The 21,429-nt window shown below is 64.8% G+C and carries 13 protein-coding genes; 7 read left to right on the top strand and 6 right to left on the bottom strand.

All coding sequences use genetic code 11. The features are described 5' to 3' along the window. Positions 1-64 precede the first annotated feature (64 nt). Entirely contained in the window at positions 65-2,323 is a 2,259-nt protein-coding gene (locus ACQP0C_RS22055; protein WP_433722619.1) for a serine/threonine-protein kinase, read from the bottom strand. Between the two features lie 160 nt (positions 2,324-2,483). On the opposite strand from ACQP0C_RS22055, the gene ACQP0C_RS22050 reads away from it, so the two are divergent. Beyond that, the gene (locus ACQP0C_RS22050) at positions 2,484-3,038 is read left to right on the top strand and encodes a cysteine hydrolase family protein (protein WP_433722617.1); all 555 of its coding nucleotides are present in this window, start codon (positions 2,484-2,486) and stop codon (positions 3,036-3,038) included. Positions 3,039-3,091: 53 nt separating this feature from the next. Here ACQP0C_RS22050 and katG read toward each other — a convergent pair whose 3' ends face one another. Continuing rightward, positions 3,092-5,326 (bottom strand): catalase/peroxidase HPI, encoded by a 2,235-nt coding sequence (katG, locus tag ACQP0C_RS22045; protein WP_433722615.1) that lies wholly within the window; start codon positions 5,324-5,326, stop codon positions 3,092-3,094. Positions 5,327-5,365: 39 nt separating this feature from the next. Next, positions 5,366-5,788: a Fur family transcriptional regulator gene (locus tag ACQP0C_RS22040; protein WP_433734618.1), complete on the bottom strand. Its 423-nt coding sequence runs from the start codon at positions 5,786-5,788 to the stop codon at positions 5,366-5,368. Between the two features lie 1,021 nt (positions 5,789-6,809). Between ACQP0C_RS22040 and ACQP0C_RS22035 the strand changes: the two genes are divergently transcribed. The 5 genes from ACQP0C_RS22035 to ACQP0C_RS22015 all read left to right on the top strand — a co-directional run bounded on the left by ACQP0C_RS22035 (position 6,810) and on the right by ACQP0C_RS22015 (position 14,357). Continuing rightward, positions 6,810-9,161 carry an arylsulfatase gene (locus tag ACQP0C_RS22035; protein WP_433734617.1) on the top strand — a complete coding sequence of 784 codons (2,352 nt, stop codon included), beginning with the start codon at positions 6,810-6,812 and terminating at the stop codon, positions 9,159-9,161. 12 nt (positions 9,162-9,173) lie between these two features. Next, the gene (locus ACQP0C_RS22030) at positions 9,174-10,115 is read left to right on the top strand and encodes a formylglycine-generating enzyme family protein (protein WP_433722613.1); all 942 of its coding nucleotides are present in this window, start codon (positions 9,174-9,176) and stop codon (positions 10,113-10,115) included. 245 nt (positions 10,116-10,360) lie between these two features. Continuing rightward, positions 10,361-10,993 (top strand): YczE/YyaS/YitT family protein, encoded by a 633-nt coding sequence (locus ACQP0C_RS22025; RefSeq protein WP_433722612.1) that lies wholly within the window; start codon positions 10,361-10,363, stop codon positions 10,991-10,993. 188 nt (positions 10,994-11,181) lie between these two features. Further along, on the top strand, positions 11,182-12,657 hold the full coding sequence (locus ACQP0C_RS22020; RefSeq protein WP_433722610.1) for a flavin-containing monooxygenase: 1,476 nt from the start codon (positions 11,182-11,184) through the stop codon (positions 12,655-12,657). Between the two features lie 5 nt (positions 12,658-12,662). After that, complete coding sequence (locus tag ACQP0C_RS22015) at positions 12,663-14,357, top strand: FAD-dependent oxidoreductase (protein ID WP_433722608.1); 1,695 nt, start codon at positions 12,663-12,665, stop codon at positions 14,355-14,357. Between the two features lie 283 nt (positions 14,358-14,640). On the opposite strand, the gene ACQP0C_RS22010 is transcribed toward ACQP0C_RS22015, so the two are convergent. The 3 genes from ACQP0C_RS22010 to ACQP0C_RS22000 all read right to left on the bottom strand — a co-directional run bounded on the left by ACQP0C_RS22010 (position 14,641) and on the right by ACQP0C_RS22000 (position 17,299). Further along, positions 14,641-15,936 carry an acyl-CoA dehydrogenase family protein gene (locus ACQP0C_RS22010; protein ID WP_433722606.1) on the bottom strand — a complete coding sequence of 432 codons (1,296 nt, stop codon included), beginning with the start codon at positions 15,934-15,936 and terminating at the stop codon, positions 14,641-14,643. 71 nt (positions 15,937-16,007) lie between these two features. Beyond that, positions 16,008-17,006 carry a phosphotransferase family protein gene (locus ACQP0C_RS22005; RefSeq protein WP_433722604.1) on the bottom strand — a complete coding sequence of 333 codons (999 nt, stop codon included), beginning with the start codon at positions 17,004-17,006 and terminating at the stop codon, positions 16,008-16,010. Continuing rightward, positions 17,003-17,299 carry a DUF6285 domain-containing protein gene (locus ACQP0C_RS22000; protein WP_433722602.1) on the bottom strand — a complete coding sequence of 99 codons (297 nt, stop codon included), beginning with the start codon at positions 17,297-17,299 and terminating at the stop codon, positions 17,003-17,005. The genes ACQP0C_RS22005 and ACQP0C_RS22000 overlap by 4 nt, the downstream gene beginning before the upstream one ends. 518 nt (positions 17,300-17,817) lie before the next feature. Between ACQP0C_RS22000 and ACQP0C_RS21995 the strand changes: the two genes are divergently transcribed. Further along, on the top strand, positions 17,818-21,063 hold the full coding sequence (locus ACQP0C_RS21995; RefSeq protein WP_433722600.1) for a protein kinase domain-containing protein: 3,246 nt from the start codon (positions 17,818-17,820) through the stop codon (positions 21,061-21,063). Positions 21,064-21,429 lie beyond the last annotated feature (366 nt).

Raw genomic sequence — 21,429 nt, 5'->3', positions numbered from 1 at the left:
GGCGTTTCGAACAGCTTCGAGAGTAGTCACGAAATCTACTGAGGTCCTTGGTGAAACCTTTGCATTATTCGGGTCGCCGGGATCGCGGATCGACGATCCGATCGAGGGCGTGCAGATCCGCTTCGAGTGCGTAGAAGATGCGCAGCACACCGACAAAGGCGAAAAAACTGGCGGCACAGAGGATGACGATCGGACCGATCACCCTTTGCTGCTGCGCCTCATTGAGGTAGATCAGACCGGCCGCGACACCGATCAGTGGTACCGATGCGGCGATACCGAGATATATCCGGCTGCGTCGAGCGAGCCGTCGCAACCGGACCGCGTCGTCGGGGAAGGTCTGCCCGGTCCCGAGCAAACCCGGGTAGTACCAGCGCAGCACGAAGAAGGTGACGGGGAAGTAGGAGTACGCGACCGCGACCGCGGCCGCGACGATCAGGGATACGATGAGGTTGATCGTGAATCTCGTTGTGAGGTTGGCGCTTGCGTGCAATTGGGGCAGGAAGATCGCCAGCGACAACGCCCAACCGGTGAACGCGACTATCGCGATGCGGTCGCCACAGGCGAGGGTGGCGGCGCGGGCTTGTGCGAGGGTCTGCTCGTCGAAGTGTTTGCCGCGCCGCAGTCCGTAGGGCACGAGGAACACCAGTCGGCACCAATACAACAGCACCACGATGCCGATGGGGTAGCCGATCACGCCGAGCAGGACCGCGAGGCGGAAGAGCCGGGCGCTGTCCTCGGGGGTGAGTTCCTCGTTGAGGAGCCGGGCATTGTGTGCCCAAAGGTACAGCACGCCGAGGAACTGCCCGAGCACGCTGGACAGGGTTACCACCGGCATCGGCCGCATCTGTAGTTTCGCGCGGATGGTGTGGGATGGCGGATCGACGAGGTCGCGGGCGGCGCGGTCGAGGGTGAGGTCGAGCTGGTTGGCGAGTTCGGCGCCGGTGGCGAATCGGTCGGCCGGATCGGGGGAGAGGCAGGTGAGCAGGGCATGCTGGAGAACCGCTGGGCAGTCCGGTGGGATGTCGGCGGCCAACCGAGCGGCGATCGGTCGGCGGCGTAGTTCGATCATGCGCTCGAGTGAGGCATCCGATTCGCCCGCGCTGCGGCCGTCGTCGAAGGGGAGTCGGCCGGTGAGCAGTTCCCACAGCACGACGGCGAGCGCGTAGAGGTCGCTGCGGGTGTCGAGGTCCGCGGCGGTGATGGCCATGCTCGGATGGCAGGCCTCGAGTTGTTCGGGGGACATGTAGGCCAGTGAACCGCCGAAGTAGGCGGCCGGGCTCGCGCCGGGGATGTGGCGGCTGAAGCTGATATTGAAGTCGGCGAGTTTGGGTTGTCCGTCGACGGTGAGCAGCACATTGGCGGGTTTGATATCGCGATGCAGCACCCCGGCGTGGTTGGCGTAGTCCAATGCCGCTGCGAGCCGACTGCCCAGCCACGCAACGGTTTCCGGCCAGCTCAGCCGCGCGAGCTCGGCCCGGGTCTCCGATGGTTGCGGTTCGAGCACCCCACCGCTGGCCGCGGCCTGGTCGACGGCGTCGAGCAGTAGTCGGCCGGTCTTGCCTTCGACTCCGGTGCGGCGCAGCTGTCGCAGCACGCCGAGCAGGGTGCCGCCGGGCACATACTGCATGTACATCAATTTCAGGTGCTGGTCGGCGATCTGGCGTTGATCGAATACGCGCACGATGTGTTCGTGATCGAGCTGGGCCAGCGTTTGTCCCTCGCTGCCGCGGTCGTGGGAGATCTTGACCGCCACCAGCCGCTGCATCGAGCGTTGTCGTGCGAGGAACACTCGCCCGAACGCGCCTTGGCCGAGCAGGATCAACATGTCGAAATCGTCGACGGTGGCACCGGGATTGATGGTGTCGAGGGTGGCCTGCGCGGCCGGATCGGCGAGCAGCGTGGTTCGGAAGTGATCGGCATCGAGCCGATCGGCGATCTGCGCCATCTGTTGGGTATATCGCTGCTCGTACTCGGCGAGGTCGAGATCTTGGTCGAGTTGGCGGCGCGCGGTGATCTCCTCGTAGATCAGATCCGGCGGCAGTGGCGCAATGTCGAGTTCGGGGAATTCGGCTCGGTACTCGTCGAGGCGTTTGCCCGCCTGCCTGCGTATCGAGCGGTGGTGCAGATCCACCTTGATCAATTCGATCAATGTCGAGCGCCGCAACGCGTCCTCGGCCGGTAGGTGAGCAGCCAGTTCAGGCGGTTCTGGCGCGGACTCCCACGCGCCCGCGAACTCGGCCACCGCTTGTGCCAGCACGGTCTGTGTCGCCTTCGCGCGGTCCCCGCCGCTTTCCGGCGGTACCGCGCCGAGCTGCGTATCCATCGTCGGCTCACTCGATCAGCTGGGTGTCCTCGGAAGAACCGAAAATATGCGGTTCTCGACGCCCGTCACTGATCCTAGTCGCTGGGCTGGCTCCGCCGGTCGATTCGTAGTTGAGTTATCGCGGCGGTGAGCGCCGCTCGACCAGCAGGAGGAGATCTTCATGAGCACACTGGCGGATCGACCGAACACCGCGTTGCTGGTGATCGACGTGCAGAACGGTGTCGTGGGCGAGGCGTATCAGCGGGATGCGGTCGTCGCGAATATCGGCGAGCTCGTAGAGCGGGCACGCGAACAGGGTGTTCCGGTCGTCTGGATTCAGCACTCGAGTGCGGAGTTGGTGCCGGGCAGTGCAGGGTGGGAGTACGTCCCGGAGCTGGTGCGTGCGGAGTCGGAGCCGTTGGTGCACAAGAAGTTCGGCGACTCGTTCGAGGATACCGAGCTGGCGCAGGTACTGGCCGAGGCCGGTGTCGGACGTCTGGTGGTGACCGGCGCGGAGACCGATGCGTGCATCCGGTCCACGATTCATGGCGCCTTCGCACGGGGATATGACGTGACGCTCGTCAGTGATGGACATACGAGCTTCGACAAGAGCCAATGGGGTGCGCCGGCTCCGGAGCAGGTCATCGCGCACACGAACCTGTACTGGCGCTACCAGACTGCGCCCGGGCGTACGGCTGCGGTCGCGGAGACCAAGGAAGTCACCTTCCTGGGGTGAAACGCACCGCGCCCCGCGAACCGTGGCAGTTCGCGGGGCGCGGCACTTCCGGATCAGACCAGGTCGAACCGGTCCAGGTTGGATACCTTGACCCATGCGGCGATGAAGTCCTTGACGAACTTCTCCTTCGCGTCGTCGGTCGCATAGACCTCCGCGAGCGCGCGCAGCTGCGAATTCGACCCGAAGACCAGGTCGACGCGGCTGCCGGTCCACTTGACCGCACCGGTGGCGCGATCCTTGCCTTCGTAGGTCTCGTCGTCGGACGAGGTCGGCTCCCACTTCGTGCTCATGTCGAGCAGGTTCACGAAGAAGTCGTTGGTCAGCGACCCGGGAGTCGAGGTGAACACGCCCAGCGGCGACTGGTTGTGGTTCGCGCCGAGCACGCGCAGGCCGCCGATGAGGACCGTCAGCTCCGGAGCGCTGAGGGTCAGCAGGTTCGCGCGGTCGATGAGCAGGTATTCGGCGGGGATGCGGGTGCCCTTGCCGAGGTAGTTGCGGAAACCATCGGCCGTCGGCTCGAGTGCGGAGAAGGACTCCACATCGGTCTGCTCCTGGATGGCATCGGTACGTCCCGGTGTGAACGGCACCTCGACGTCGTATCCGGCGTCCTTGGCGGCCTGTTCGACGGCTGCGGCACCGCCGAGCACCACGAGATCGGCGAACGATACCCGGGTGTTGCCGGTCTGCGCGGAGTTGAAGGACTCCTGGATGCCCTCCAGGGTGCGCACCACCTGTGCGAGCTCGTCGGGGCTGTTGGCCTGCCACCCGCTCTGCGGCTGCAGGCGGATGCGTCCGCCGTTGGCGCCGCCGCGCTTATCGCTGCCGCGGAACGACGCGGCCGCCGCCCATGTGGTGGAAACGAGCTGGGCGACAGTCAGACCCGAGGCCAGGATCTGGCTCTTCAGTGCGGCGATATCGGCTGCCCCGATGAGGTCGTAGTCAGCGGCGGGGACGGGGTCCTGCCACAGCAGGGTCTCCTCCGGAACCTCCGGTCCGAGGTAGCGGACCTTGGGCCCCATGTCCCGGTGGGTCAGCTTATACCACGCCTTGGCGAATGCTTCGGTGAGCTCTTCGGGGTGGTCGAGCCAGCGACGGGTGATCTGCTCGTAGACGGGATCGACGCGCAGTGAGAGGTCCGTCGTCAGCATCACCGGGGTGTGCGACTTGGACGGGTCGTGGGCGTCGGCGACGGTGCCCGCTCCCGCGCCATCCTTCGGGATGTACTGCCACGCACCGGCGGGGGACTTGGTCTTCTCCCACTCGTATCCGTAGAGGGTCTCGAGGAAGCTGTTGTCCCACTTGGTCGGGGTGGGCGTCCAGGTGCCCTCGAGGCCACTGGTGATCGCGTCCTTGCCGACGCCGGTGCCGAAGGCGCTCCTCCAGCCGAGGCCCTGCTCCTCGAGCGGGGCGGCCTCGGGCTCGGGGCCGACAAGGTCGGCGTCGCCCGCGCCGTGGGTCTTGCCGAAGGTGTGGCCGCCGACGATGAGCGCCGCGGTCTCGACATCGTTCATGGCCATACGGCGGAACGTCTCACGGACGTCGATGGCCGCCAGTTGGGGATCCGGATTGCCGTTGGGGCCTTCCGGGTTCACGTAGATCAGACCCATCTGGACCGCGGCCAGCGGGTTCTCGAGATCCCTTGTGCCGGTGTAGCGTTCGTCGCCGAGCCAGGTGTGCTCAGGACCCCAGTAGACGTCTTCCTCGGGCTCCCACTGGTCGACGCGGCCGCCGCCGAAGCCGAAGGTTTCGAAGCCCATGTCCTCGAGCGCCACATTGCCGGCGTAGACGATCAGGTCGGCCCAGGAGAGCTTCTTGCCGTACTTCTGCTTGACCGGCCACAGCAGGCGACGAGCCTTGTCCAGGCTGGCGTTATCGGGCCAGCTGTTCAGCGGCGCGAACCGCTGCATACCGGCGCCGGCTCCGCCGCGGCCGTCGTTGATGCGGTAGGTGCCCGCGGCATGCCAGGCCATCCGGATGAACAACGGTCCGTAGTGGCCGTAGTCGGCGGGCCACCAGTCCTGCGAGGTGGTCATCACCTCCACGATGTCGGCCTTGACAGCAGCCAGATCGAGGGTTTTGAATTCCGCGGCGTAGTCGTAGTCCGCGCCCATGGGGTTGGCTACGGCGGGGTTCTTCTGCAGGATTTTGAGGTTGACCTGGTTCGGCCACCATTCACGGTTGCTGCTTCCGCCCTCGGCCGGGGACTTGAGCCGACCGGATATCACGGGGCAACCACCGGCGGTGGGTTCCGTACTAGCTTCTCCGATGGGCGGATGTTCCTCAGGCACGGCAATTCCTTTCGGGGGAGTGAGTGAAACGGGCTGTGATCACGGCTGTGATCCGGACAGTGGTGATGTCTTGGTCCTGCAGTCGGGGCACAGACCCCAGTAGATGACCTCGGCCTCATCGAGGACGAAACCGTTGTCGTGCGAGGCGGTCAGGCATGGCGCCTCGCCGACAGCGCAGTCGACATCGGCGATGACGCCGCACGACCGGCAAACGACATGGTGGTGGTTATCGCCGACCCGGGTCTCGTAACGCGCAACCGAACCCATCGGCTGGATGCGCCGGATCAGACCCGCGGCGGTCAGTGCGCGCAGCACGTCGTAAACGGCCTGATGGGACACCGCGCCGAGCGTGTCGCGCACGCGACCGAGGATCGAGTCCGTATCGGAGTGCGGATGTTCGTGCACAGCGGTGAGCACGGCAACCCGCGGCGCCGTCACGCGTAGCGCGGCTCCACGTAGCATCCGCTCGAATTCCGAAGTCGTGGACACGTTCAGAAGTATGACTCATTCAAGTCTCCGTCGGGAGGGTTTCGCGAAACCTCGAGACGATCCCACAACCGTCCACCCCCGTCAGCCACCCCGACTCTGCAGAACGAACAAATCCACCGATCACCCACCAACCAACCACCTCATTAACACCAGCCAACCACTCCCACCAGCCTCCCGATCGGTCGAGAATGCGCCTGACGCAGGGGAGCTCTCGGCGCTTGCCTGCATCAGCGCACGGTGATCGGTTGTCCAGGAGTTGGTCACGCACCGGCGGAAGGCTACTTGACATAATGTTGATTATCGGCGTTACAACGGAGGTGCTGGAAGTGGGGGGCTTTGGTTGTATGTCGTTGGTATGTGCCAGGTTTCGGGCTTCGGCGGCCAGGCGCCGGGCTGGCTACCGACGTTCTGTCTGCGAAAATGTATGTTTCGTTGGCCGCAGTCATCCTCTTTGGGCATGTTTACCCCGATGAAAATATTCCGGTGAACCTTGAATTTTGACGGAGAAATATTGGAGCGGCTCGATGTGTGGCCTCCGGGCGACTCGGCTGCGACTCCCCCTGTTTCGGTCGACACCCTTTAAAACGTCACTGTGACGTTTTAAAGGGTGTCCGAGGGTTGGGTGGATTGCGTCGGATTCGGTTGGTTTCTGGTTATCGGGCGAATGTTCGACACCCCGGCGATCCGAGGTCGATCGACGTGCCCGTGAGGCGGGGCCCTCTCGTGCGACTCCTTCTGGGAATCCCTTCCGGTCGGTACTCTTTATGGGTACAAAAGTGCTGATCAGCGGTTTCTGGACAAGGTCAAGTAGTGGTGTGGCCATCGCGCGTCGGCTCGAACACCTGAACCCCCGTTCCGCGGTATCGCCGCAGGCGGGAGTGTCCATTTCGGCCGGACAGTCGCAATTGTCGGCGTGCGCAGGGCATGAGGTCCGCGATCCCGGACGACAGGATGACAACGGTGAACGAACAGCTCTCGTAGCTGGAGGTGGATGATGGCCAAGAAATTCGACGGACATATCGCGCTCGATATTCGTGATTCGGTGCCCGACTGGGGGCCTTATGCGGAGCCGACGGCACCGCAGGGCGCGCCGAATGTGCTGTATCTGGTATGGGACGACATCGGCATCGGTACCTGGGACTGCTACGGCGGTCTGGTCGATATGCCGAATATGAAGCGCATCGCCGATCGTGGTGTCCGATTCACCCAGTTCCACACCACCGCGCTGTGTTCACCGAGCCGTGCCTCCTTGCTGACCGGTCGGAATGCGACCTCGGTCGGTATGGCGACCATCGAGGAATTCACCGATGGATTTCCGGGCATGTGCGGGCGCATACCGGCCGAAACCGCGCTGTGCTCAGAGGTTCTCGCCGAGCGCGGATGGAATACGTACGCGGTCGGCAAATGGCATATGACGCCGCTGGAGGAGGAGAATCTGGCGGCCTCGAAACGGCATTGGCCGCTGGGACGTGGGTTCGACCGGTTCTACGGTTTCCTCGGCGGCGAGGCCGACCAGTGGTATCCGAATCTGGTGTACGACAACCACCCGATCTCCCAGCCGTACGCGCCGGAAGACGGATATCACCTGTCGAAGGATCTGGCCGACAAGTCGATCGAGTTCATTCGCGACGCGAAGGTGATCGCGCCCAATAAGCCGTGGTTCATGTACCTGTGCCCGGGGTGCGGGCATGCCCCGCATCACGTCGCTCAGGAATGGGCCGACAAGTATCGCGGCCGGTTCGATATGGGCTACGAGAAGTATCGCGAGATCGTGCTGGAGAACCAGAAGCGCATGGGGCTGGTGCCGGAGAACACCGAATTGTCGCCGATGAACCCGTATTCGACGGCCACCAGTGCGGACGGCAAGCCGTGGCCGGCCCAGGACACGGTGCGCGCGTGGGATTCGCTGTCGGAGGACGAGAAGCGGCTGTTTCGGCGGCAGGCGGAGGTGTTCGCCGGATTCCTGTCCTACACCGACGCGCAGATCGGCCGAGTGCTGGATTACCTCGAGGACAGCGGCCAGCTGGACAACACCATCATCGTCACCTTCTCCGACAATGGTGCCAGCGGCGAGGGCGGTCCGAATGGTTCGGTGAACGAGATGAAGTTCTTCAACGGCTACATCGACACCATCGAGGACAGTCTGGTGAAGCTGGACGCGCTGGGTTCACCGACCACCTACAACCACTACAGCATCGGCTGGGCGATGGCGTTCAACACTCCGTACAAGCTGTACAAGCGGTATGCCTCGCACGAGGGCGGGATCGCCGATCCGTGCATCATGTCGTGGCCGACCGGGATGGCGGCGCGCGGGGAGGTGCGCCATCAGTACCTCAATGTCTGCGATATCACCCCGACTGTCTATGAACTGCTCGGCATTACTCCCCCGGACACCGTCAAGCATGTGGCACAGCGTCCCTTGGAGGGCGTGAGTTTCCGGGCGCTGCTCGATGATGCGAATGCCGATACCGGCAAGCACACGCAGTTCTATTCGATGCTGGGCACGCGCGGCATCTGGCATCGCGGTTGGTTCGCCGATACCGTGCACGCGGCCTGCCCGTCCGGTTGGGGGCATTTCGACAAGGACCGCTGGGAGCTGTTCCATATCGAACAGGACCGTAGCCAGATGCACGATGTGGCCGCCGCGCATCCCGAGAAGTTGGCGGAGATGAAGGCGCTGTGGTTCGCCGAGGCTGCGAAGTACAACGGGATGCCACTCAATGACCTCGACATCATCTCCGCCTTGACCCGCTACCGTCCGACATACGCCACTGACAGGGATAACTTCGTCTACTACCCCGGCAGTGCTGAAGTGGGACCGGGTGCGGCGCTGGAGATTCATGGGCGTTCGTTCGCGCTGCTCGCCGAAACGACGATCACCAGCCCGGATGCGCAGGGAGTGCTCTTCGCCCACGGCGGACGTCTCGGTGGGCACACGCTGTTCGTGCAGGACGGGCGCTTGTACTACATCTATAACTTCCTCGGCGACGAAGAACAGATCATCGCCTCCGACCGCCCGGTTCCGCTCGGCGATCACATTCTCGGTGTCCGGTACGAGCGGCACGGCACCCGGTCCGATAATTTCACGCCCACCGGTGAGGCCATTTTGTATATCGACGACAAGGCGGTGGGCTCACTCGATGACATGCGGACCCAGCCCATCACTTTCTCCGGTGTGGGGGAAGGTGTCTGTGTGGGTCGCGATAGTGGTCAGTCCGTTTCCACGCGCTACCGCTCGCCGTTCCCGTTCACCGGGGGGACCATGCACCAGGTCGTCGCCGATGTGTCCGGAAAGCCCTACGAGGATCTGGAAATGGCGGCGGCCGCGGCCTTTTCGCGCGATTGAGGTGAGGTGTCGATGGCTGTGGTGAGCCGCGCCGATGTGCGGCGTGGCATGGTCCGGATATCCGGTGGCGACTTTGCGATGGGGTCGGCGGAGTTCTTCCCCGAGGAGCGGCCGGTGCGTCGGGTGGGGGTCGATTCGTTCTGGATCGATCCGCACCCGGTGACCAATGCCGCGTTCCGGCTTTTCGTGAAGCAGACCGGGTACGTCACGGTCGCCGAACGTCCGCTGGCGGCCGAGGACTATCCGGATGCCGACCCGCAGAGCCTGGTACCCGGTGGGTTGGTGTTCCGGCCCACCGGGCACCCGGTGCCGTTGGACGATTGGCGGCGCTGGTGGTGGTATGCGCCGGGGGCGAATTGGTGTCACCCGCGCGGGCCCGCGGGGACGCTCGATGGACTCGACCGCCATCCGGTCACCCAGATCGCCTACGAGGATGCCGCGGCCTACGCGTCGTGGGCGGGCAAACAGCTACCGACCGAGGCCGAATGGGAGTATGCCGCCCGCGGCGGGCTGGACGGGGCCACCTATGCCTGGGGTGACGAGTTCGAACCCACGGGCAGGCGCATGGCCAATATCTGGGTCGGCGCCTTCCCCTGGCAGTTCTTTCCCGGCCGAGGACAGGCGCCGAGACCGGGCACCACGGTGGTCGGTACCTACTCGCCCAACGGTCACGGTCTCTATGACATGACCGGCAACGTGTGGGAGTGGACCGTCGACTACTTCTGCCAACAGCATCCGGGACCGTCGTGCTGCGCCCCGCGCAACCCGCGCGTGGATACCCCGGAATCCGAAGCGGCGGAACGCTTTGCGCGTCGCGTCATCAAGGGTGGTTCCTTTCTGTGCGCGGCCAACTACTGCCTGCGCTACCGACCCGCCGCCCGGCAAGGTCAGGCCGAGGACACCTCCACCTGCCATCTCGGGTTCCGCTGCGTGGTGCGCGACGGGGATTCGTGAGAGGGCCGATACTCCCGCGCTGGCGGGAGCTGCCCGCACCACGATGACACCGAACAGGTGCACGAGCCGATTAATTGCTTCGAGTTCCGTTGTGCGACGGCTCATATCGCTGTGCAACAGGTGCTGCGACTGCGGGCCGCCGTGCCGCTGGATTCAGAATTGGCTCTCGAGCGTGAGCCGGTGACGAGGCCAGTAATCGGCAATTGGCTCTGTTTCGAGGGGCCAGTTCTCGGCATGCTGGGCTGATGTTGGTTCGGCGGTTGGTGGCGCTCTATGTCGGGTTGTGGCTGTACGGGTTTTCGATGGCGGTGATGATTCGGGCTGGGCTCGGGCTGGATCCGTGGGATGTGTTCCACCAAGGGGTGGCCGGGCACGTGCCGATCAGCTTCGGTGCGGTGACCGCGATCACTGGAGTCGCGGTGCTGGTGGCGTGGATTCCGTTGCGGCAGCGGCCCGGTTTGGGGACGGTCAGCAATGTCGTGGTCATCGGGGTGTCGGTCGATATCGGGCTGTGGCTGCTGCCGGTGTGGGATGCGCTGCCGGTGCGGGTCGGCGCCATGGCGGCCGCGGTGGTTTTGAATGCGGTGGCCACGGTGCTCTATATCGGTGCGGGCATGGGGCCGGGGCCGCGTGATGGACTGATGACTGGACTGGTTCGGCGGACCGGGTGGTCGGTCCGGTTGGTGCGGACCGGGATCGAGGTTTCGGTATTGGCGACCGGTTGGCTATTGGGCGGCAGTGTCGGTGTGGGCACCGTGGTGTACGCGTTCGGGATCGGGCCGTTGATCCAGGTGCTGATTCCGTTCGCCGATCGATACCTTCCGGGATTCCGTACCGATCGAGAGGCCGAGCCCGATGTTGTTCCGGTCGCGCCGTAGCCGCGGCTGGTCTGGTCATTCCTGATCGCCGCGCGGCCATCCGAGGTCGATGGGCCGCTCCCGCATGATTGCGATCGAGCCGCGCTCTGTCTGGTGCGGTCGACGCGGGACGTCAATGGCCGAAAATGTCGATTTTGTGGCCGCGGTGCTCTCTCGCCAACTGTGTCGGCGTTCATACAGTTATCGACATGACTAGCACTCCGTCTGTGCTCATCGTCGGCGCTGGCTTCGGCGGACTCGCGGCCGCGCTGGAGCTCAGGCGCCACGGTTACGACACGTTCACCATTATCGATAAGGCCGACGGACTCGGCGGAGTCTGGCGGGACAATACCTATCCGGGCGCGGCGTGTGACGCGCCGTCGGATCTGTATTCGTTCTCCTTCGCACCGAATGCGCACTGGCCCAAGCGGTTCGCCGAACAGCCCGACATTCTCGCGTATATGCGCGATGTCGCGCGGCGCTACGACCTGGACAGGCATATGCGCTTCGGTGTGGAGATCGCCTCGGCCGACTTCGACGCCGATCGTGGCGTGTGGCAGGTGCGCACCAGCACCGGTGAGGTGCTCGAGGCGGATGTGTTCGTGCCCGCGGTCGGTCAGTTGTCGCGTCCGGTGTGGCCGAGCATCGCGGGCATGGATTCCTTCGGTGGGGATGGGTTCCACTCCGCGCGGTGGGATCACGATGTCGAGCTGACCGGCAAGCGGGTCGCGATCATCGGCACCGGCGCCAGCGCGATTCAGATCATTCCGGCCATTCAGCCCGAGGTCGCGCAGTTGACGGTGTTCCAGCGGTCGGCGCCGTGGATCATCCCGAAAATCGAAAGCTACTACGCGCCACCGAAGCTCAACGCACTGGACAAGCTGTCGATCGCCAAGAAGTTCCCGGTGATCCAGCGCGCCGAGCGGTTGGGCTGGTATGCGTTCTACGAGTTGGTGACCTCCGGGTTGGAAGGCAACGGGCGCATCGCGCAGGTGATCTCCGGATGGGCGAACCGGCATCGCGCGGCGCAGATCTCCGATCCCGAACTGCTGGCCAAGATGACACCCGATTATGAGGCCGGGTGCAAGCGCGGCCTGATGGCGAGCAACTACTACCCGGCGGTGGCGCAGCCGAATGTGCATGTGGAGACCTCACGCATCGCCGAGATCACCCCGACCGGTGTGCGCACCGAGGACGGCGTGCTCCACGAGGTCGATGTCATCGTCTACTGCACCGGCTTCAATGCCACACAGTTCTTGGCGCCCATGGCGATTCGCGGAATCGGCGGCAAGGAGCTGAGCGAGGTGTGGTCGGGTGGTGCGCGCGCCTACAAGGGACTGACCGTGCCGCACTTCCCGAATATGTTCATCATGTACGGGCCCAATACCAATCTCGGTGCGGGCTCGATCATCTATATGCACGAGCGCCAAGCGCGTTATGTGCGCCAGGCGGTCGAGCATCTGCGCGCCGCGCGCGGTTATCTGTCGGTGCGGCCGGAGGTGGCGGCCCGCTTCGACGAGGAGATCCAGGGGCGGCTCGAACACACGGTGTGGACCAAGTGCACCAGCTGGTATCGCGAGGCGAGCGGACGGGTGACGACGAACTGGCCCGGCCGGATGAGCGAGTACGACAAGCGGACCCATTTCGACGTCGGTGACTACGAGCTGGTTCGCACCGGAAGGTAAGGCATATGACGCACTATGACGTGCTGGTGATCGGCTCGGGCTTCGGCGGCAGCGTCACCGCGCTGCGGTTGACCGAGAAAGGGTATCGCGTCGGTGTCCTGGAGACCGGTCGCCGCTTCGCCGATGATGAATTCGCCGAGAACTCCTGGCACCTGCGCGAATACCTGTGGGCGCCGAAGTTGGGGTGCTTCGGCATTCAGCGGATGACACTGCTCAACGACACCTTCATCATGAGCGGCTCCGGTGTCGGCGGTGGTTCGCTGGTGTACGCGAACACCCTCTACGAGGCGCCCGACACCTTCTACGGCGATAAGCAGTGGGCCCACATCACCGATTGGAAGGCCGAGCTCGCACCGCATTACGACCAGGCCAAGCGCATGCTGGGGGTGACGACCAATCCGGCGACCACGCCATCGGATCGGGTGCTGCAAGAGGTGGCCGAGGATATGGGCATCGGCGAGACCTACCGTCACACACCCGTCGGAGTGCTGTTCGCGGATAAGGAGACGCGGCCGGGGTCCGCGGTCGCCGATCCGTACTTCGGCGGTGTCGGGCCGCAGCGACGCTCTTGCACGCACTGTGGTGAGTGCATGACCGGATGTCGGCACGGAGCGAAGAACACCCTGGTCAAGAACTACCTGTATCTGGCCGAGCAAGCGGGTGCGACCGTCCATCCGCTGACCACCGCGGTGTCGGTACGGCCGCGGTCCGACGGTGGGTACGCCGTCGATACGGTGCGCACCGGGCGTTGGGTTCGCAAGGCGAAGCAGACCTTCACCGCCGACCAAGTGGTGTTCTCCGCAGCCGCGCTCGGCACCCAGCAGTTGCTGCATAATCTGCGAGATCGCGGCATGCTGCCGAATATTTCGCCGCGACTCGGGCATCTGGCGCGCACGAATTCCGAGGCGGTGCTGGCGGCCCGAAGCCGTGATAAGAATTCTGATTTCACCAAGGGGGTCGCGATCACCTCCTCGATCCATCCCAACGTGCACACCCATGTGGAGCCCGTGCGCTACGGCAAGGGCAGTAACTTTATGGGTCTGCTGACGACCGTGCTCGTCGATGGGCAGGAGGGTAAGCGCCGCTGGGTGCTCGGCCTGCGCGAAATGGTGCGGTACCGGCGCGATCTGGTGCGGATGCACAATCCGGCGCACTGGTCCGAGCGGATGATCGGGCTGCTGGTCATGCAGAACGTCGACAATTCGATCATCACCTACAACAAGCGCGGTCTGTTCGGTAAGCGGATGACCACCAAACCCGGTGCGGGCCAAGCGCCTCCGGTGTGGATTCCGGAAGGCAACGAGGTCGCCCGCCGGGTCGCGGAGAAGATCAACGGCATACCGCAGGGCAGCTGGACCGAAATGGCCAACGTTCCGATCACCGGCCACTTCATCGGCGGCTGCGCGATCGGAGACTCCCCCGACACCGGCGTGGTCGACCCGTATCAGCGGCTCTATGGCTACGAGGGTCTGCACATCGTGGACGGTTCGACCATCTCGGCGAACCTCGGGGTGAACCCGTCGCTGACCATTACCGCCCAGGCCGAGCGCGCGATGTCGTTGTGGCCCAATAAGGGACAACAGGATCAACGCCCACCGCTCGGTGCGCCCTATCAGCGACTCGACGTCATCGCCCCGAAGAACCCGGTCGTCCCCGCGGCCGCCCCCGCCGCACTCCGATTGCCGATCACACCGGTGTAGCCCGGGCTGATCGTTGCCGCATAACCAGTAGCCACCTCGCAGGGGATATAGAGCCTGTTGCCGAATACGCCGAACATGCGATTGTGCCGTCACAGCGACAGACCAAATCACCTAGCGGCAGGCATGATTGCGCCTCAGCCGTCCACATAGGCACGTGATCTGCGTCACGGCCAAAACCCGCGCCAATTCGGCAACAGGCTCTATATCTCATGCGAGATGGCCACTGGTTATGCGGCACCTCCCCGCGAGCGCGACGGGCTCGCGGTGGGTCGGACACGCCGGTCTAGCGGGTAGTGGCGGGGCGATCTCCTTCGCGGGCAACGCCTTTGGGTTCGCGTTGGCTCATGAATCCCAACAGGTAGCCCGCTATGCGGCGCATCTGGATTTCTTCGGTGCCCTCGGTGATGCGGTAGCGGCGGTGGTGGCGGTAGATGTGTTCGAACGGGGTGTGGCGGGAGTAGCCGAGGCCGCCGTGGATCTGCATGGCGCGGTCGGCGGCCTCGCAGCACAGGCGGTTGGCCCAGTAGTTGCACATGGAGACCTGTTCGGAGGCTGCGAAGGTGCCGTAATGATCCATGGACCACGCGGTTCGGTGAATGAGGGCGCGCAGCATCGCGCATTGGGTGTGCAATTCGACCAGCGGGAACTGAATGCCCTGATGGGTGGCCAACGGTGTGCCGAAGGGGCTGCGCTGCTTGGCGTATTCGACGGATCGGTCGATGCAGTATTGGGCGGCGCCGAGGCTGGAGGCGGCTTGGCGGATGCGGTTCTCGTTGAAGAAGTGCTGCACTACGCCGAGCCCGCGGCCCACACCGCCGAAGACCGCGCTATCGGGTACACGGACATTCGTCAGCGTGACGTGCGCGTGGTCGGTGGGCATATTGAAGGTCCACAGGTATTCCTCGACGCGGAACCCCGGGGTGTCGGTTGGCACCAGGAAGGCGGTAATGCCCGCCGCCTCGCCCGGATCGCCCGCGGTGCGGGCGAAGATGAGGTCGGCGTCGGCGATGTGTACGCCGGTGTTCCAGGTCTTTTCGCCATTGATCACCCAGTCGGTGCCGTCGCGGACGGCGGTGGTCGCCATATGGGTGGCGTCGGAGCCGTGCTCGGGTTCGGTGATGCCGAAGGCGAACAAGCGGGTGCCCGCGGCGAGGCCGTCCACCCAGTCGGACTGTTGTGCGGGCGAGCCGTATTCGAGCATCAGCAGCAGGCCGACATTATTGGCGACGATGGCATGCTCGTTCTGCAGATCGCAATGCAGGCCCAGGCCGCGGCGGGCCAGGTGTTCGCGGATGACCGCCATGGCGAGGTTGGTGCCGTCGCGGCCGCCGTACGCGGCGGGGAAGGCGTAGCGCAGATGTCCGGCGGCGTCGGCGCGGCGACGGACCTCGGCCAGCAGTGCCTCCCATTCGGTGCGCGGCAGTCCGCCGCGCTCCCAGTCGGTGCGTGCGTGTTCGCGACGGTGATCGAAGAAGCGGATATTGTCGTCGGCTTGTTCCAGGGGAACGATCTCGCGCTCGATGAAGGCGTCGAGTTCTACGAGATAGTCGGCGAGTTCGGTCGGTAGCTCGAAATCCATTGCGGCTCCTGTCCTGTCGCGCGAATGCGGGATGTGGCCGTCGTCTGTTCGGGTGCTCTTGTCACAGGTGCCTACGTCGCCGGGCGGATCTGCATCAACAGGTCCCATTCGATCTCGGAGATGCGGCGGCCGCTGGCGGCCATCACGATATTGCGCACGGTCCCGTCGAGGTGGGCGGCGGCTTGGCTGGCCAGGCCGATGCCCCACCAGAGCGTGCTGGCCACTTTCCACCAGCGGAACCGGTCGGTGTCGAAGACACCGCCCGCGCGTTCATAGCCCGCGATGAAGGCGGGGCGGGCGGCGAATCCGCCGATTTCCCGGGTGTCTTCGTGGAAGCGCCACATGCGCAGGGCGGGCCAGGCGGCATCGCGCATGGGATCGCCGAAGCGCTGGGCGCCTTCCCAGTCGAGGACCGCGCGCAGGCCGTCGGGGCCGATGATGAGATTGCCGTTGCGCAGGTCGGTGTGCAGCAGGGTGCGGTGCTCGGGGGTGTGCGGGAGGTGGTTGACCAGCCAGCGCAGGGCGAGGGTGAAGACCGGGCGGTCGCGCAGCAGGGCGCGCACGCCGGTGATGAGTTCGGTGAGCATGATTTCGGCCGGATCGCCGGTCGGTGTGCCGGGTAGTTGCGACGGCGCCAGGTGCGGGTCGATGGTGTGCAGGGCGGCCATGGCCGCACCGACCTGTTCGGCGACCTGGTCGCCGATGCCTTGCGCGTGCACCAGGCGTAATACCTTGCGTGGCACGGTCTCTCCGTCGATGCGCTCCGAGACCAGAAACGGCGCACCGGTGTAGGCGGCGTCGGTGCAGACCGCGACGACCGGTGGGACCGGCACACCGTGGGCGCGGGCCAACTCACGCACCCCGGCTTCGACGCCGACCGCGGCGAGTTCGATCGAGCTCGGCACAAAGGTGGCTACCAGACGCAGCGTCGCGGTGGTCGTTTCCGCGTCGAAGGCGACATTGGTTCGGCGCGCACCGCTGGATAACCCGCTGAAATTCGAAATCTGGACCGGTTGGCCGAATTCCGTGCGCAGAAAGCGTGCGAGTCCCGCCGCCGCATCCGCTGTCACTCGCCCTCCCACGCGTCGTAGCCGGGTTTGGCGATCCGCAGATCCGCGCGCACCACCTCGACCATGGCCTGCCAGAGCGCCCGGTCGTCGCCCTCGGGCACCGCGGCCAGCAGGTCACGCTCCTGGTGCGCGGCTTCATCACCGAGTTCGAGTTCGCGTTGCACGATGCGAGCGATATTCGCGCCGACTCGCGCTTGGTGCCGCAATGCGGGATCCAGCGCGGGCAGCAGGGTGTCCTCGAGGAGTTCGGCGAGTGCCGCGAGCAGTTCGGCGGCCGTGGGACGGTATTGCATCGCTCACGAAATCCGTTCGCACATAACGTGATACGTGGTCGATACGGGCGCGGTCGCCGTTCGTCGCATATATCGTCGAATCCGCCGGTTCACAGGGCTCGACGGTACTTGAACAACTACCGCCCCGAATGCCGAATGCGCGCGATCGCGCTGGGCGTCGGCGTGAACCCGCGTACCGACCGACGGTGTCGCGCTGCGCTGAGACGGTAACTGTCTCCATGTCCCTTTGGCGTAACCGGTCGGCGATTCCTACAGATGTGGATGAGGCGCTGCGGCCGCGACGGACCGATTGCGTCGCGGTGCGCGGGTTGAAGTGTCATGTGAAGGATTCGCTGGTGCAGGCGTGGCGGGCAATCCCACCGCGCCTGCGGCCAGAGGCGCACTCAACCAGAGACCGAGAACTTGCGTCACGGGACTGGCGGCCGTGCACAGTCGCTGGCTATACGCTGGGCATTGTCGAAAGGTGAGTGCCTGTTGCCTGGTGTCTGCGCATAGGCCGAGGGGATTGCACACCGCTGATGGTCGATGATGATCCGCTTCGGACCCGCCGTGACGTGAGCATGCCGATCACGGCTGACTTGAGCGCGTCCGGGTTCGAGGACGCCGAAGAGATCGGACGCGGTGGTTTCGGTGTGGTGTATCGCTGCACCCAAGTCGCGCTGGACCAGGCGGTGGCGGTGAAGGTGCTGACCGCTGAATTGGACCAGGACAACCAGGCATGGTTTTTTCGCGAGCAGCGGGCGATCGGCCAGCTGACCGGGCATCCGAACATCGTCACAGTGCTGCGGTCGGGTGTCACCGCAAGCGGGCGGCCCTATCTGGTGATGCCGTACCACCCATCGGGTTCGCTGGATGCATGGATCCGCCGGCAGGGTCGGTTGCCGGTGGAGGCCGTGTTAGGGGTCGGGGTGAAGATCGCTGGTGCGCTCGACAGCGCGCACCGCCTCGATATCGTGCACGGGGGCGTGACGCCTGGGAATATTCTGCTGACCGATTCTGGCGAACCGGCGTTGACTGATGTCGGAATCGCGCGCATTACCAACGGGTTCCAGATGGCGGGTACCTCGACCGGGTCACCGGCGTTCACCGCGCCCGAAGTGCTCAATGGCGACACCCCGACACCGGCCGCCGACGTCTACGGGCTTGGTGCCACCCTTTTTTGCGCGCTCACCGGGCATGCCGCATTCGAACCCCACAGCGGCGAGCAGGTGGTAGCACAGTTGTTGCGGATCACTGCCCAGCCGGTGGCGGATCTGCGGGAGAGTGGCATTCTCGATGACTTGTCGGCGGTGGTGGAATCGGCGATGAGCCGGGATCCGCGGGGGCGGCCCTCGGCGGTCGAGGTAGGCCAGGCCCTCCAGCAGCTACAGCGGCGCCACGGATACCCGCTCGTAGAGATGGCGCTGCCCGGGACAGAGCCCAACGAGGGGTGGGATGATCACACGACGGGAGACCTGGGCAGTGATGGCAATCTGCCGCTCGAGTTGACCAGTTTCGTCGATCGCCGCGCCGAGACGTCGGAGATCAAGAACCTCCTGTCCATGTCTCGGCTGGTGACATTGACCGGTATCGGCGGCGTTGGGAAGACGCGGCTTGCGCTACGGGTCGCGTCGAATGCCCGATCAGGTTTCGTAGACGGGGTGTGGCTGGTCGAGTTGAGCGAAGTACGCGACTCGTCGCTGCTGACCGAGGTAGTGGCGGCCGCCGTTGGCTTGCGCGACGATTCGTCCCATTCGATGCGCGATGTGCTGGTCGAGTTCCTGCGCTCACGGGAAATACTGCTCGTCCTCGACAATTGCGAGCAAGTGGTGGACGCTGCGGCAAGGCTGGTCGAGACGTTGCTTCGGGTGTGCCCGAATCTGCGCATTCTGCTTACCAGCCGCGAGCCGCTGGACATCGCCGGGGAAACGGTGCTGCGGGTGTCACCGCTGACGGTCCCGGATCCGAACCAAGAGCCGACCCTGCGCGGTCTACCCCGATATGACGCTGTCACGCTGTTCTGCGAACGCGCCGCGGCGGTGATGGCGGGCTTCGAACTTTCCGAGGACAACAAGACTGCTGTGGCCGGGATCTGCGCCCGGCTGGACGGGTTGCCGCTGGCGATCGAGCTCGCGGCAGCACGGATCCGCGTGATGTCGCCTGCGCAGGTTCTGCAGCGGCTGAGCCGTAGATTCCAGCTACTCACGCGAAGCACTCGGAACGCACCGACACGGCAGCAAACGCTGCGGTGGTGCATCGATTGGAGTTACGAGTTGTGCGCCCCGACCGAAAAACTGCTCTGGGCGCGGCTATCGGTATTCGCCGGCGGCTTCGAACTCGATGCCGCCGAGCAGGTGTGTGGCACTGATGGGATATCGGAGAATCTGCTGGACGCACTGTCGGCCCTGGTGGACAAATCGATCCTGATCCGGGAGGAATTGGGTGGCATCGTGCGCTTCAGGATGCTGGAGACGGTGCGGGCCTACGGTCGAGAAAAGTTGGGTGAGTCCGGTGAATACCGGGATCTTCGTCGACGGCACCGCGACTGGTGCCAGCGATTGGCTGTGGACGCTGACGCCGGGTGGATCAGCGACCAGCAACTCGACTGGCTCGCTCGGCTCGAGCGTGAGCAACCGAATTTCCGAGATGCGTTCGAGTTCTGCCTGTCCGAGGACAGCGCGGGGGCGGCCGAAGCCGGGCTGCGCATCGTCGGCGCAATATTTCCGTTCTGGATTTTCCAGGGTTTCTACAGCGAAGGACGACGTTGGGCCGATCGCATTCTCGCCCACCCCGGCGCGCAGTCCATACCCGATCGTTTCAGAGCGCTTTATGCCAGCGCGCTCATGGCGACGGTGCAGGCAGACTTTCAGTCCGCGACCGCACTCCTAGAGCAAGCGCGCTTACTGGCCGAACAGGATCCCGAGCCCGGAATCCGGGCAATGCTCGCCTACGCCGAAGGCTGGGTGGCGATGCACCGGGGTGAACTCGATCGTGCAGTGTCGTCCCTCGAAGCCAGCCAGGTGGCGTTCGAATCGTCGAACAGGCGCGGGTATGTGTATGTCGCGGCATTGAACACCCTTGGTTGGGTGCACGCACTGCGCGGCGATACAAGCCAGGCGATCGAGTATCAGAAGCAGGTACTTTCCATCACCGAAGCAAGCGGCGAATCGGTCTTTCGGTCGACCGCGCTGTGGGGAATGGGCCTTGCCGCATGGCAGCAAGGCCAGCGACAGCGGGCACAAGAGCTTCTCGAAGAAGCACTGCGGGTCATCCGGCGGGTCAGCGCCCCTCTCATCGCCGCCTCCTGTCTCGAGGCACTGGCCTGGACCATTGTCGACACCTTCGCAGAACGTGCATCCGTTCTGATGGGAGCTGCGGACAAGCAGTGGCAGTCCGTCGGTGCACGGATGCTCGTGAACCTATCGCACAGTCACGACGACTGCGTGCGGATTGCGCGTCGCGCACTCGGGGAACGAGGATTCGACACAGCGTTCCGGCGCGGCCAAGCGTGGGGGATGGCCGCTGCCATCGCCTTCGCACTGGGCGAGCAGCCGCCCGACACGACCCCGACCTCGGGTCCGGCAGCCGAGCTGACCAAACGCGAGCGGCAGGTCGCCGACCTCGTCGCCCAAGGACTCACCAACAAGCAAATCGCCGCAAAACTGGTGATCTCACAACGCACCGCTGAAGGCCACATCGAACATATCCTGAGCAAACTCGGCTTCACCTCACGCGCACAGATCGCTGCCTGGACAGTAGGCGAGGCCAAACACGAGAATCCTTGACCCGCAGGCCCGGCTGGCACAGGCAACGGAGCTGGCCGAGTTGGAAGCCACCGCCGAGACCGCACAGATCCAGCTGGTGGCCACCGACGAGAAAGCTACAGCGCTTGCCGATCTCGAAGCAGCTCGCCGTGCACGCGAGGAACTGACACCCGCGCGTTTGCTGGAGCGCTACATCGCAGAAATGGCCGCCAGCGCGGAGTACACCGAGCACCTCGGCGTCGTCGGCATGGCTCACCAGCACGCTCGCACCCCCGGGTGCCGCCAGCGCACATCGGTGCGGCGCGCAATTCCAAACCGGTGGAAGGGAATTCGGCGGAGAGGTTTCGGGGGCGTCAGCCGTGAAACCGCAACGGGAACCAGACCACG

The organism is Nocardia sp. CA-129566, assembly GCF_050956075.1.
Taxonomy (GTDB): Bacteria; Actinomycetota; Actinomycetes; order Mycobacteriales; family Mycobacteriaceae; genus Nocardia.
The sequence above is the reverse complement of the archived record's forward strand: the minus strand, read 5'-3'. Positions and strand labels throughout refer to the sequence as shown.

What these genes read in the sequence shown, in the direction of transcription:
- ACQP0C_RS22055 (WP_433722619.1), bottom strand. Translation starts at nt 2,323, where the DNA reads ATGGATACGCAGCTCGGCGCGGTACCGCCGGAAAGCGGCGGGGACCGC.
- ACQP0C_RS22050 (WP_433722617.1), top strand. Translation starts at nt 2,484, where the DNA reads ATGAGCACACTGGCGGATCGACCGAACACCGCGTTGCTGGTGATCGAC.
- ACQP0C_RS22040 (WP_433734618.1), bottom strand. Translation starts at nt 5,788, where the DNA reads ATGCTACGTGGAGCCGCGCTACGCGTGACGGCGCCGCGGGTTGCCGTG.
- ACQP0C_RS22035 (WP_433734617.1), top strand. Translation starts at nt 6,810, where the DNA reads ATGGCCAAGAAATTCGACGGACATATCGCGCTCGATATTCGTGATTCG.
- ACQP0C_RS22030 (WP_433722613.1), top strand. Translation starts at nt 9,174, where the DNA reads ATGGCTGTGGTGAGCCGCGCCGATGTGCGGCGTGGCATGGTCCGGATA.
- ACQP0C_RS22025 (WP_433722612.1), top strand. Translation starts at nt 10,361, where the DNA reads ATGTTGGTTCGGCGGTTGGTGGCGCTCTATGTCGGGTTGTGGCTGTAC.
- ACQP0C_RS22020 (WP_433722610.1), top strand. Translation starts at nt 11,182, where the DNA reads ATGACTAGCACTCCGTCTGTGCTCATCGTCGGCGCTGGCTTCGGCGGA.
- ACQP0C_RS22015 (WP_433722608.1), top strand. Translation starts at nt 12,663, where the DNA reads ATGACGCACTATGACGTGCTGGTGATCGGCTCGGGCTTCGGCGGCAGC.
- ACQP0C_RS22010 (WP_433722606.1), bottom strand. Translation starts at nt 15,936, where the DNA reads ATGGATTTCGAGCTACCGACCGAACTCGCCGACTATCTCGTAGAACTC.
- ACQP0C_RS22000 (WP_433722602.1), bottom strand. Translation starts at nt 17,299, where the DNA reads ATGCAATACCGTCCCACGGCCGCCGAACTGCTCGCGGCACTCGCCGAA.
- ACQP0C_RS21995 (WP_433722600.1), top strand. Translation starts at nt 17,818, where the DNA reads ATGGTCGATGATGATCCGCTTCGGACCCGCCGTGACGTGAGCATGCCG.